12 protein-coding genes and 3 tRNA genes are annotated in these 13,391 nt (G+C 42.1%); all 15 read left to right on the top strand.

All coding sequences use genetic code 11. The features are described 5' to 3' along the window. Window positions 1–1,407, top strand: a complete 1,407-nt coding sequence (locus tag HJG39_RS00625) for a TIGR03503 family protein (RefSeq protein ID WP_268405532.1) — start codon at window positions 1–3, stop codon at window positions 1,405–1,407. Window positions 1,408–1,606: 199 nt separating this feature from the next. Further along, window positions 1,607–1,683, top strand: a tRNA-Asp gene (locus HJG39_RS00620). A gap of 36 nt (window positions 1,684–1,719) precedes the next feature. Next, a tRNA-Asp gene (locus tag HJG39_RS00615) sits at window positions 1,720–1,796 on the top strand. Window positions 1,797–1,835: 39 nt separating this feature from the next. Then, a tRNA-Asp gene (locus tag HJG39_RS00610) sits at window positions 1,836–1,912 on the top strand. Window positions 1,913–2,258: 346 nt separating this feature from the next. Further along, window positions 2,259–2,960, top strand: a complete 702-nt coding sequence (locus HJG39_RS00605; RefSeq protein WP_268405530.1) for a Type 1 glutamine amidotransferase-like domain-containing protein — start codon at window positions 2,259–2,261, stop codon at window positions 2,958–2,960. Between the two features lie 171 nt (window positions 2,961–3,131). Then, window positions 3,132–3,791: a GntR family transcriptional regulator gene (locus HJG39_RS00600; protein WP_268405528.1), complete on the top strand. Its 660-nt coding sequence runs from the start codon at window positions 3,132–3,134 to the stop codon at window positions 3,789–3,791. Next, a complete protein-coding gene (gene prpB / locus HJG39_RS00595) occupies window positions 3,788–4,672 on the top strand; it encodes a methylisocitrate lyase (protein ID WP_268405526.1) in 885 nt (294 codons plus the stop codon). Before HJG39_RS00600 ends, prpB begins: the two co-directional genes overlap by 4 nt. A gap of 21 nt (window positions 4,673–4,693) precedes the next feature. After that, complete coding sequence (prpC, locus tag HJG39_RS00590) at window positions 4,694–5,821, top strand: bifunctional 2-methylcitrate synthase/citrate synthase (protein ID WP_268405524.1); 1,128 nt, start codon at window positions 4,694–4,696, stop codon at window positions 5,819–5,821. A gap of 222 nt (window positions 5,822–6,043) precedes the next feature. After that, the gene (locus tag HJG39_RS00585) at window positions 6,044–6,748 is read left to right on the top strand and encodes an SIMPL domain-containing protein (protein WP_268405522.1); all 705 of its coding nucleotides are present in this window, start codon (window positions 6,044–6,046) and stop codon (window positions 6,746–6,748) included. Between the two features lie 75 nt (window positions 6,749–6,823). Further along, window positions 6,824–7,288: a GAF domain-containing protein gene (locus tag HJG39_RS00580; protein WP_268405520.1), complete on the top strand. Its 465-nt coding sequence runs from the start codon at window positions 6,824–6,826 to the stop codon at window positions 7,286–7,288. Further along, entirely contained in the window at window positions 7,285–7,575 is a 291-nt protein-coding gene (locus tag HJG39_RS00575) for a hypothetical protein (RefSeq protein ID WP_268405518.1), read from the top strand. Before HJG39_RS00580 ends, HJG39_RS00575 begins: the two co-directional genes overlap by 4 nt. A gap of 17 nt (window positions 7,576–7,592) precedes the next feature. After that, window positions 7,593–8,240 (top strand): RNA chaperone ProQ, encoded by a 648-nt coding sequence (gene proQ, locus HJG39_RS00570; protein WP_268406248.1) that lies wholly within the window; start codon window positions 7,593–7,595, stop codon window positions 8,238–8,240. Between the two features lies 1 nt (window position 8,241). Further along, window positions 8,242–10,281, top strand: coding sequence for a carboxy terminal-processing peptidase (gene prc / locus HJG39_RS00565; RefSeq protein ID WP_268405516.1), 2,040 nt, complete (start codon window positions 8,242–8,244; stop codon window positions 10,279–10,281). A 193-nt stretch (window positions 10,282–10,474) separates the two neighbouring features. Beyond that, a complete protein-coding gene (locus HJG39_RS00560; protein ID WP_268405514.1) occupies window positions 10,475–11,815 on the top strand; it encodes a sodium-dependent transporter in 1,341 nt (446 codons plus the stop codon). A 90-nt stretch (window positions 11,816–11,905) separates the two neighbouring features. Beyond that, window positions 11,906–13,387, top strand: a complete 1,482-nt coding sequence (gene nhaC, locus HJG39_RS00555; RefSeq protein ID WP_268405512.1) for a Na+/H+ antiporter NhaC — start codon at window positions 11,906–11,908, stop codon at window positions 13,385–13,387. Window positions 13,388–13,391 lie beyond the last annotated feature (4 nt).

Here is a 13,391-nt window from a genome sequence, read left to right as displayed (position 1 = left end):
ATGAAAAAAGCGTGTTTTCTGGCTTTACTAATTTTTAGCATTAAGGTGTGGGCACAACAACCCGGCATTAATGCACAATCGGCGGTTGCGAATGCCGCTATCACCCAAATTGACACAACGCCACTTAAAGAACTTGGCTCTCAGTATCAAAACGGGATTAAGTTGCTACAGAACCGTTTTCGGATTGATTACAAGGTGGATGAAATCACCATGGTATTTTTCCGAAAGTACGGTTCAGCTCCGATTGTGTTAGTAAGACCCGATGGCAGTAAGATTTTTCAGTCCCAAGCAATTGATAACGATGTAGAGTGGTATGACGCTGCCACCTACGACATTATTCGCATGCGTGAACCCATGCCAGGGCCATGGCAGGCTGTTGGCGAAATTCTCCCTGAAAGTAGAGTGATGGTGGTCAGTGATATTGAACTCATCACTGAGCCGCTGCCCGAAATCTTATTTTCGGGGGAAATCCTCAAACAAACCGCTTATCTGACTAATGGCGGTAAGCCAATTGATTACGCCGAGTTTAGAGATGTTGTTGATTTAAATATGGAGTTCGCTAGCACCAATAATCCCAATTTCAATAACTTTGGTGCACAAACGCAAATCGTCGCAACTTTTCAGGATAACGGTAAAGGCATGGATGAAATTCCCCTTGATGGCACCTTTACCGGGCAATTTAATCTGTCTATTCCTAATGGCGAATGGCGTCCTACTTTTACCGTTAGTACCCCCATGTTCTCGAGAGAGGATATTGGCGAACCCATTGTGCTGCATCCCAATCCTATCTCCGTGGATGTTGAACTTGATCAATCTGGACGAGGGTTTCATTTACTCAAAGTTGATGCGAATCGAGAGATGATAGACATCAATACGTTGCTTATTGATGGCAAAGTGAAATACCCCAATAGTGATGTTCAAAACTTCTCAATTACGCGGTTATCTAGCGATGTGCGTCAGTATAATATTGTCAATTATGAATACGGTATTTATCGCGTTAAGTTAACGGCTTATGGGAATACGGCGACGGGCCGAGACTTTATTCTTGATGTGCCAGAATTCACGTTTTTAGCAGAAGAACCTGAATTAGAAATGGCGGTTTCGGCTGCAATGCCCGCCGACCTAGAAGAGCAGTTAATCAATAGCCCCGCAAGCTCGCCGATGATGCAAGATAAGATGCAAACTGTGGAAGATGAGAGCATGCCCACAGAAACCCTCGTTAAATTAATCCTAGGAATTAACCTCGGAATTATTGTGATTGGGGGAGGGCTTGTGTTTTTACTAGTGACACTGAAAAAACGCGGTAAATTAGGAAAAATAGATGTTTCGGGAGTTAAGCATCAGCTAACTGCTCTATTAGGAAAATTGACCAAGAAAAAGTCTAAAAAAGAAAATGAAAAGCCGTGATTGAGTCGTGCTGCAAGTGGATTAAATCGCCACTTGAGATAAAGATTAAACAAAGTGGTTATAAAAGAAGCTTACAGACACTTTTTCAAAAAAAAGCTATTGACTCAATAAAGGCGAAACCGTATTATCTGCGCCGCAGTCAAGGGGGAGTAGCATTAAAAACGTTTCCCCTAAGCTGATGAAAAATAAAATATTCTGCGGAGTGGTAGTTCAGTTGGTTAGAATACCGGCCTGTCACGCCGGGGGTCGCGGGTTCGAGTCCCGTCCACTCCGCCAATTTTGTTTTTTATTAGCTAAGCTTTGCAAATCTGCGGAGTGGTAGTTCAGTTGGTTAGAATACCGGCCTGTCACGCCGGGGGTCGCGGGTTCGAGTCCCGTCCACTCCGCCATTATTTGCAACAGCGAGTTTGACTAAGTATCCCTATTGCGGAGTGGTAGTTCAGTTGGTTAGAATACCGGCCTGTCACGCCGGGGGTCGCGGGTTCGAGTCCCGTCCACTCCGCCATCTATTTCACTTACCTTTGAAAAGAAAATGGCTCTACCCCATTATCGGGGGATTATCATTCATACCTTGTTCGATTAATAATTCCATCCCATCCACAATGGGTCATCACTCTTAACCGATAATTCTCAAAACTCCTGAAACCATGCGTTCTTCTGGATATTATGTCCATCTGTTTGCTAATCAGAAATTGAAATCCTGAGCCTTTTTTAGGGTATGATATTTTATCTCTAACTATCATGTATGAAGCAATCAAGCTCAAAGCTCGACATTACGTTTTTCATTTGGTAATAATGGGAAAGTAAATATCCGATTGGTCCTGCCATTTATTTAAAGAGTGGTGATAATAATGTCCCAAAAAAAGCCTGTATTCATGTTTTCCGACAGTAGCTTGTTATTCTGGCAGGATGGAGAAATGCTTTTTGCTAGACAAATCCTAAACTATATTGACTCTCACTCGCCTAAAGCCGCTTACATTGGCGCTTCAAACGGTGATATCGACGAATATTATCAACTTTTTACCGCTGCAATGTCGGGTATTGGTGTTACCAATTGTATGAAAATTCATAGCCAGCCAACACCAGAAGAGAAAGCTTTTGTTGCTTCTGCGGATATTATTTTGTTAGCGGGTGGTGACGTATTTGCAGGTATCGATGCATTCGAGGCATCTGGACTAGATAACATTATTTGCAATAGGTATGAAAAAGGCGCCGTATTGATTGGAATTTCAGCGGGGGCGATTCAATTAGGAAGAGCTTATATTTATAAGTCAGATGAGGAAGAATATCCCATTGAAATGTTAAACATTTTGCCGTTTTCACTAGATGCTCATGACGAGGACAGAGACTGGACCAATTTAAAAGACCTCATGTTGCATTTGGAAAATCGGCAAAAAGGGCTCGGTCTGCCCAAAGGAGGAGGTGTGGTAGTTCAACCTACAGGTAAAATTACACCTATTCGTTATCCTGCGGTTAAGTTAGTTAATCATGGAATGAACCTCGTCATGTCGACAATCCCACCTGACCAAATTGACATTCCTGTTCTACACTGATTGTTTGTTTATCGGTAATTTAAGTGTGTTCACGCCAGCTTATTCTTGTTAGTGATAATTGATTCATTGCTAATAATATTTTGATATTGTCTACAATTTGGTTGGCAATTCACTGTTTTAAGCGTTAATATGCGCGCCATCTATTTAAATTGTCGACAATGGTGAGGTTGGATGACACGTGCCGAAGAGTTGTTTTTAGCCTTAAGGCAACAAATCATAGAAGGCAAAATCCCACATGGGCACAAAATTAGTGAACCCGAACTTGCGAGTCAATTTCAAGTCAGTCGCAGTACATTGCGCGACGCACTCGCCAGCTTAAAAAGCATTGGTTTGTTAAAAAGCCAACCTAATGTGGGTTATTCCGTTATCCAACTTTCTAGCGAACACCTTATTGAAGTTTTTTATGTGCGGGAAGCGCTAGAAGGCATGGCGTGCCGACTTGCAGCCGCCAATATCACACCTGAACAATTATCACGTTTGCACAGCTTACTTGAAAGTCACGAACACAGCGCTCAGCTGAAAGCTGGTGAGGCTTATATTCAAGAAGAAAAAGACATGGACTTTCACTTCTTGATTGTTCAGGCAAGTCACAATCCTATGCTTATCGATTTGCTGTGCGAAAAACTGTATTTCCTTGTTCGAATGTATCGTTATCAATTTGGCATGGTGAGTAACCGCGCTAAACAAGCGTTATTCGAACATCAACACATTGCTCATGCCTTGTCTGTTGGGGATGGTGAACTCGCAGAGATTTTAATGCGTCGTCATATATCTTCATCAAGGGCGAATACAGAGCGAAATTTGTTAAACGAAGAAGGGGTTGAATCATGAGCCAATCTGCTGGATTAAGATTTAGAGAGGCGTTAAAAGCACATTCGCCTTTGCAAATTGTCGGTACAATCAATGCGTACTGTGCAATGATGGCTGAGAAAATCGGTCACAACGCAATTTATTTATCGGGTGGCGGCGTTGCAAATGCTTCCTATGGATTACCCGATTTAGGCATGACCTCACTCAATGACGTGTTGGCCGATGCAAATCGAATTACATCGGTAACGGATTTGCCATTAATGGTGGACATTGATACCGGTTGGGGTGGAGCATTTAATATTGCTAAAACTGTGAAGGACATGGAAAAAGTCGGTGTTGCGGCAGTGCATATTGAAGATCAAGTAGCACAAAAACGTTGTGGTCATCGTCCGAACAAAGAAATTGTTAGTGTTGATGAAATGGTTGACCGAATCAAGGCTGCTGTTGATGCGCGTACCGACGAAAACTTTTTCATTATGGCGCGCACGGATTCATTTGCACAAGAAGGTTTAGATGCCGCAATCGAAAGAGCACAAGCTTATATTGAAGCCGGTGCCGACGGTATCTTTGCAGAAGCCGTTCAAACAGAAGACCACTACCGTCGCTTTGCTACCGATGTCGATGCTCCAATTCTTGCCAATATAACTGAGTTTGGCAAAACGGAACTTTGGAATAAAGAACAACTTGGCGAGTGGGGCGTGGATATGGTGCTTTATCCGTTAAGCGCATTCCGTGCAATGAACAAAGCCGCAGAAATGGTTTATCAAAGCATTCTAGAAAAGGGTGATCAACGTGATGTTGTGGACGCGATGCAAACACGTATGGAATTGTACGATTACCTTGATTATCACACGTATGAGCAAAAGCTAGACGCTTTGTTCGCTCAAAATAAAAACCTTTAATTACGATTTTTTGGAGCAATTATGGCTGAAAAGAAGTTGTCAGGCGCAGGTTTGCGCGGTCAGGTAGCAGGTAAAACCGCATTATCAACGGTAGGTAAATCCGGTTCAGGTTTAACCTACCGTGGCTATGACGTAAAGGAATTAGCTGAAAAATGTCAATTTGAAGAAGTCGCTTATTTAATATTGAAAGGCAAGTTGCCAAATGCAACGGAATTGACTGAATACAAAACTAAGTTAAAAACCATGAGAGCGCTTCCAGCAGCGTTGAAGTTAGTATTGGAGCAGATCCCTAAATCAGCACATCCAATGGATGTCATGCGTACAGGGTGCTCTATGCTCGGTAACTTAGAAATGGAAACCGACTTTTCTGAGCAAGAAGATAAAGCTGATCGTTTATTGGCGGCTTTCCCAAGTATTATTTGTTACTGGTATCGCTTTAGTCACGACGGTGTGAAGATTGAAACGGCAACGGACGACGACAGCATAGGTGCCCATTTCTTGCACATGCTACATGGTAAGAAACCATCTGAGCTGCATGAAAAAGTCATGCATGTTTCATTGATTCTTTATGCTGAACACGAGTTCAACGCTTCTACGTTTACCGCGCGTGTTTGTGCGTCAACATTATCCGACCTACATTCATGCATCACGGGCGCCATTGGCTCTTTGCGTGGTCCTTTACACGGTGGTGCAAACGAAGCCGCAATGGAAATGATTCAACGCTGGAATTCTGCTGATGACGCAGAAGAAGGCATCATGACGATGTTGAAAAATAAAGACAAAATCATGGGCTTTGGTCATGCCATTTATAGTGAATCAGACCCGCGTAACGAAATCATCAAGCTTTGGTCTGAAAAATTAGCGGAAGAAGTGGGTGATACGGTGTTGTATCCAGTATCAGTGCGTTGTGAAGAAATCATGTGGCGTGAGAAAAAACTGTTCTGTAACGCAGACTTTTTCCACGCGAGTGCATACAACTTCATGGGAATCCCTACACCGTTATTTACCCCCATCTTTGTCATGTCTCGTGTGACAGGCTGGGCGGGTCACGTATTTGAACAACGTGCAGATAACCGCATTATTCGTCCTTCTGCGGAATACACAGGTGAAGAATTGCGCTCTGTTGAGCCAATTGAAAGCCGTGGTTAATTGAGCCTATCAATAACATTAAGGTCAGCCTGGTTTCAGACTGGCCTTTTTTATTTCTGCATTTCTTTCTACACATCTTAAGGACAAAGCACTTGTGCGCTCGGCTTTAAATGGTAATATCCCGATCCCGCTTGATTATGTCTTCTGGTCAAACTTCGTGAGCTTAATACTTTTTACTAAAAGTTGTCTCCCTACATAAGCCAGATAGTAAGAGGTGAAAAAATGAGACAGTCAATATTGCGTGTTACACAACAGATTAGTTTGTCGTTAATGGTGTTATGTATCGCTTTCGTGAGTTACGCGGAGCCACTCAAAACCATCACTGTGATTGGAGAGGCTTACGTTTCACAGCAGCCTGATAGATTTCATTTTAATTTATCCATAGAAGAAAAAGGCTTACATGTGAGTAAGCTGAATAAAGCACTATCTCAAAAAACAGAACATTTGGTAAAAGTATTATTAGAAAGTGGCGTTGAAGAAAAACATATCCAGTCGTTACATATTCAAATAATGCCTTGGTATGAATATGTGAATAACCAACGGGAAAATAAGGGATTTCGTCTGTATCGCCAGATAAAAGTCAGTTTTGATGAGTTAGATAAATTTGATTACCTCATTGATCGCCTTGTAAAAGGCGGAGCAACTGGAATTGACGGTTTCAATTATTCTGTATCTCAGCCTCAGTTGGGATATTTACAAGCAGTTGATTTGGCGATGACAAATGCCGCTTTGCGCGCAGAAAGAATTGCTCAAAACGTAGGGGCTAAAATAGGCCAAGCGGTTAGTGTAAAAGAGCTTGGTTCTGCACAAAGTTTTGCACCTCGTCTAGAGAAGAGTATGGCCGTCGCTGATAGTGCGGGAGGCTTTATGCCCGGTGAGGTCGATCTTCATGCGCGAGTTGAAGTGGTATTTGAGTTGGAATATTAGTTGAATGATTGATTGCGTAACTTAGGTCTTTACGTAAGTGTTGCCGCAGGTGGCAATGATTAAGAGTTTTATTATATGGCGAAAAATAAACAGCAGTTATACGTGGAATTAGAAGAGCAAACGAAAGCGTTGCTTGAAGGTGAGTCCGATGTTATCGCGAACTTAGCAAATGTGAGTGCGTTGATTTGGAATGCTTTACCGGATATTAATTGGGCAGGTTTTTACTTCCTTAAAGGCGAGCAACTTGTTCTTGGTCCTTTTCAAGGGAAACCTGCTTGTGTCAGAATTCCGTTAGGACGTGGTGTTTGTGGTACAGCCGCAAAAACCCAAAAACCTCAAATTGTAGAGGATGTCCACCAGTTTGAAGGTCACATAGCATGTGACCAAGCCTCAAATTCTGAAATTGTGTTGCCGATTGTCGTTAACGACGAAGTGCAAGGTGTTTTAGATATCGATAGTCCCAAATTCTCACGTTTTGACAACGAAGATTTAGAGGGTCTATCAAAAGTCGTAGCAATCGTGCAGGCGGCGATTGCTTGAAATCATTATTAGACATCCATGTTGCCCTCTCAACGCCAGCTGATCTGGACGCTTGGGAGGATCTGGCTGAAGCAGCTTCTGATAGATTAAACGATCTATTGTTTATGCTTTATGACAGATCGCCAGAGGATATACCCGTCGAAACTCTTGAACATCAAATCCAAAAAGTATGGGATGTCTGGCTTGAAGACCAGCATTTACTGGATATTGATACTCAAGATTTAAGTGATTGGGTTGACCATTTGATGGCAACTTGGGATGATGCAAACTCATTTGAACCAGATTAATGTTGATAAATAACCAAATGGATAGTTCTGAGAAATTCTCCAGCAGTAAAGAAGTCATTGCCTTTTTGGCTGAATCATTTCCTTCATGTTTTTCTATCGAAGGGGAGGCCAAACCGCTAAAAATCGGTATCTTCCAAGAACTCGCAGAAGCGTTAAAAGAAGAATCTCGCTTAAGTAAGACCACCTTAAGAGCAGCATTACGTCACTACACCAGTAGTTGGCGTTATCTTTATTCTGTAAAAGAAGGCGTGGCTCGTGTAGATCTTCAAGGTAATGAAGGAGATTTAGTTGAGAAAGAACATGCTGATCATGCTTTGTTACAACTAAAAGAGAGCAAGCAAAAGGCATCAGAACGCCGTAAGCAGGCGAATAATAAGCAGAAATTCGCAAAAGCTCCGGTAACGAATAAGAAAAACGGTGATAAGCCAGCTAAACTAAATGGAACTTCTACTGGTAAACCGAAACCAACTAAAGTCATTCCTCAGAAATTAACCGCTGAACAATTAATCAGTGGTACAGAAGTAACAGTGAAAGTAGGAAAAGCACCTATGCCCGCTGTGATTACTGAGGTTGGTAAGGATGGAGTCCAAGTGCAACTTCAATCTGGAATGCAAATTCGAGTGACAGAGGATAAGTTGCGATTGGCAAAAGCTAAAAGGTCGTAATATGAAAAAAATGCTTCGCGTCTCGGCAGTTGCAACATCAATTTTGTTGAGCACGAGTTTATGTGCTAAAGAAAAACAGGCAGAGGAAGACTATTCACTGCCAAATTTAGAGCAAGAATCGCAACACGCGGTCGCTTCTAAACGGATCTCAGCACAATTTTTGCGAACGCATTATAAAAAAATAAAGCTAGACGATTCCTTTTCTGAAGCGATTTTCGAGCGTTACATTCAATCTTTAGACGTTAATAAATCTATTTTTGTACAAGCCGATGTTGATGCGATGAGAAAGTATCAACATGCCTTCGATGATGCCTTGTATAAAGGTAAGTTGAAAGACGCGTATACAATTTATCAAAAGAGCTTAGAGAAACGTATATCACGTTTTGAATATGCCCTGACCTTACTTGACTCTAAATTTGATTTTAGTAAGGAAGGCGATAAATACTACTATGATCGCGAAGATGTAGACTGGGCGAAATCTGAAGCGGAACTAGATGAAGTTTGGCGGCAGAGAGTTAAGTACGATGCACTTAACTTGAAATTGGCAGGCAAATCTGAAGAAGAAATTAAAGACTTATTAACTAAGCGTTATAAGCGTGCTAGTAAACGTCTAACTCAAACCAAGAGTGAGGATGTTTTTCAAACGATTATGAACTCCTTTGCGCGAACCATCGAAGCGCACACTAGCTACCTGTCACCACAACGAGCAGATCGTTTTCAAATGGAAATGAATTTGTCGTTTGAGGGCATCGGTGCTGTGTTACAAAGCGAAGATGATTTCACTGTTATTCGCAGTATCGTTCCGGGAGGACCAGCTGATCTCTCAAACAAAATTAAACCTAAAGATAAAATTGTTGGGGTTGCTCAGGAAGGTGAAGAGTTCGTTGATGTAATCGGATGGCGTTTGGACGAAGTTGTCGACCTCATTAAAGGCCCAAAAGGCACAGAAGTGCGACTTCAAGTGGTGAAACCTACGCGAGAAGGTGAGCCAATTGTTGTTCCTATTACGCGAGATAAAATCAAGTTAGAAGATAGAGCTGCTAAATCTGATGTTATCGTTCCCCAAGATGGCGCGCATAAAGGTAAGAAAGTAGGCGTTATTTCGATTCCTTCTTTTTACAATAATTTGCATGTAGACGTTAAAAAAGAAATCGAAAGCTTGAAATCAAAAGATGTCGAAGGCGTGATTATCGATTTACGCGGTAATGGGGGCGGCTCACTTACAGAAGCCAAACTTGTTTCAGGATTATTTATTGATAGAGGCCCTGTTGTTCAAATTCGTGACAGTGCAGGGCGCATTGACGTTGAAAGTGATACAGATGGCGTTACCTTTTATGAAGGACCGTTAACAGTATTAGTTGATCGCTACAGCGCTTCTGCTTCTGAGATCTTTGCCGCAGCGATGCAGGATTACGGTCGAGCCTTGATTGTTGGTGAACAAACTTTTGGAAAAGGCACCGTTCAACAACATCGAGGATTGGGTCGCATTTACGATTTATATGACAATCCACTTGGCCACGTTCAATATACAATTGCGAAGTTCTATCGTATTAATGGTGGTAGTACCCAGCATAAGGGCGTGATTCCTGATGTGTTGTTACCGTCACCAATTGATGCAGATGATTGGGGAGAGAGTCAGGCAGAGTCGGCTTTACCTTGGGATAGTATTAAGCGAGCATCCTACACAACGTTTGGAAATAGTGAAGATGCCATCAAATTGGTAACTGAACGCCATCAGCGTCGAATTGCTAAAAATCCTGAGTTTAGCTATGTCTACGATGATATTGCCCGTTACCAAGAAATAAAAGATAAGGACTTTATTTCTTTGGTTGAGGCAGAGCGTCTGGCAGATAAAGAAGAAGATGAATTAAGAGAATTAACTCGTACCAATGAACGTTTAAAGCGATTGGGTAAAGAGCCTGTCGAAAATTTAGATGATGTTCCTGAGGAAGTGGAAGAAATAGACGCTTTCTTAGATGAAACTGCTCTTATTATGCTGGATGTGGTAGAAACAGGAAAATATGCCATCAACACGCATTAGCGGATGACAAAAATCTATTAGGCGAGTCTTAAGTGCTCGCCTTTTTTTTGAATGTTATTTGTTCAAAAAGCCTTGTTTACAGCGGGACGAAGCAATTATTTTGGGTCTGGAACTGTTAATAATTCGTTAAATTGGTTAGGATTTCAGCCACTTAATAACCGTGTAAAATAATAATTAATTCGGGAAATAATCAATGAATAATAGGGGTGAGTTTTCCTCCAGATTGGGATTTATTTTAGCGGCTGCGGGCTCCGCTGTTGGGCTAGGAAATATTTGGGGCTTTCCGACTCAAGTGGCAAGTAACGGTGGCGCAGCGTTTGTTGTTGTCTATCTTATTCTGGCGTTTGTATTGGCTTATCCTGTTCTGATGGCTGAGTTAGTAATAGGGCGAGCAACAAGATCAAATACCGCAGATGCTTTTGAGAAAATTACTGGGAAAAAGTGGTCTAGAGGCGTTGGTTTCTGGGGCTTTGTTACCGTTTCTCTCATCCTGTCGTTCTATGCCATAGTGGCTGGCTGGATGATTTCATATTGCTTAAAAGCGCTAACTGATATTGCGGGACTGACAGACATTTCTCAGTGGCTGAGCGCTTTTTCGGATTCCAGAAACAGTATATTTAGCGCTATCTTTATTGTGTTAACTGCCGGCATTGTGGTTGGTGGTGTGAGCAACGGTATTGAAAAATGGTCAGTCAGGTTGATGCCAACGCTTTTTGTTATCATTGCCATCCTGATCGTTTATGTTGCTACCCTTGATGGTGCACAAGCCGGACTCGAAGCTTATTTATCCCCCGACTTCTCTGCTGTTTTTAGCACAGAACTGCTCATCAGTGCGATGGGACAGGCGTTCTTTTCTATGTCCTTAGGTGTGGGAACTATGTTGGTATATGCGTCCTATGTAAACGACAAAGAGAATTTGCCAGTGTTGGGGGCATCCGTTGCACTTGTTGATATTGGCGTCGCGATTTTAGCTGGCTTGTTGATTATTCCTGCGATGTACGTCGCACTTCATAACGGCGTTGAGATTTTTAATGAATCCGGTGGTTTGATAAACGGTGATCAGCTTATTCTCACTGTCTTACCCGCTTTGTTTGAGACGATGGGTTCCATTGGTAACATCATCGCCTTAGCATTTTTTGCCCTAATGGTCATTGCCTCACTCACATCATCTATTTCTATGTTGGAAGTGCCGGTTTCTTATGTCGTGGAAGATACTTCGTTAAGTCGTCCGAAAGCGGTTTGGCTAATTGCGGGTATTATTATGGCAATTAGTATTACTATCGCGTTAAACTTCGATGCGTTATTTGTCCTTGTGGTGTCGATAACAACTGAATACAGTCAACCGATACTTGGATTAATATTATGTGTTTTTGTTGGATGGTTATGGAATCGGAACAGCAAACTACAAGAGCTTAAAAAGGGATATGAGGACATTGAGTCTAGTCTGTTTTGGAAGATTTGGCCCACGTACGTCAAGTTTGTCTGTCCTATCGTTATATTGCTTATGTTTGTGCGTTCTGTACTAAACCCATAACAACCCTAATTTCATCGAGCAGGTACTTGGCAGCAATTCCAACTACCTGCATTTGCTTTTTAGCTGTAAACGCAACCAGAGTTCAAATTTATGACGCAGAATTATAAAGAACCCTCTTTACTTGATTCTTTGATCCCAATCATCTTTCTCGTATTCCTTTTATCTTCCTCTGTTTTTCTTTTTGGAAATGATTCTTCAAGTGGCCCAAACCAAATAGCGTTGCTGCTAGCGATGGCGGTAAGTGCGTTAATTGGCATGAAGAATGGATACAAGTGGAAAGACATAGAAGAGGGAATAATTAAGGGCATTACCGTTTCATTGGGTGCAATCCTTATTCTATTGGCTGTAGGCTCCTTGATTGGCACATGGTTATTGTCAGGTACGGTTCCAACACTAATCTATTATGGCTTAGAGTTACTTAACCCGTCTTTGTTCTACACCGCGACCAGCATAATTTGTGCAGTGGTGGCCATGAGTATTGGTAGTAGTTGGACAACCGCCGCTACTGTTGGTGTGGCGTTAATGGGCGTTTCAAATGGCATGGGCATGTCTGAAGCCATTACTGCGGGAGCTGTTATTTCCGGTGCGTATTTTGGTGATAAGATTTCGCCATTATCTGAAACAACGAATCTTGCTCCTGCTGTTGCAGGAACCGACTTATTTGAACATATCCGTTACATGCTTTGGACAACCATTCCAAGTATGCTTATTGCACTAATTATCTTTACGATTATCGGTTTTAACGCCTCAAGTGAAGCGTCTTCTGAACGAATCGCAGAAATGCAAATACTGCTCAATCAAGAATTTAATATTGGTTGGCAAATGTTAATCCCGCTTGTGGTGTTGTTAACACTTGCGATTAAGAAAATGCCTGCGTTCCCAGCGGTATCTATTGGAGCCTTACTTGGTGGACTTTGGGCAATTGTATTTCAACCGGAAGTCATTCAGGAAGTTGCTTCTCGTAGTGACGTAGCGAGCTATGGTGGGTTAACCGTGGTTTGGCAAACGCTGTATGCGGGGGTCGAGTTTAATACTTCAAATGCGGAACTCAACGACTTATTAAGCGGTGGCGGGATGGCGAATATGTTAACGACGATATGGTTGATCATGTGCGCCTTAACATTTGGCTCAGTTTTAGAAAAAGTCGGACTATTGAAGCGCGCGGTAAGCACCTTCCTAAAAGGCGCAAAATCCGCTGGCGATATGGTTACTCGAACTATCCTAACTTGTTTTGGTACGAATTTGATCACAGCAGATCAATATATGTCGATTATTATGCCGGGCAGAATGTATAAAGAAGAATTTGCCAAGCGCGGGCTGCATCAGCTTAATTTGTCGAGAAGCCTTGAAGATGGCGGAACGCTAACATCACCGCTCATTCCATGGAATACCTGTGGTGCTTATATGCACAGTGTGTTGGCGGTCCATCCTTTCGAATATGCGATTTATGCTTTGTTTAATTTGATAAATCCAGTTTTAGCCATTATCTATGCTTTTGTTGGTATTAAAATTTTACGTATTGAGCCGCCTATACAGAGTGCTGAGAAAGACGTAGCACAAACGGCGAATTAGCATT

The organism is Alteromonas sp. a30 (assembly GCF_026788005.1).
Lineage (GTDB): Bacteria > Pseudomonadota > Gammaproteobacteria > Enterobacterales > Alteromonadaceae > Paraneptunicella.
The sequence above is the reverse complement of the archived record's forward strand: the minus strand, read 5'-3'. Positions and strand labels throughout refer to the sequence as shown.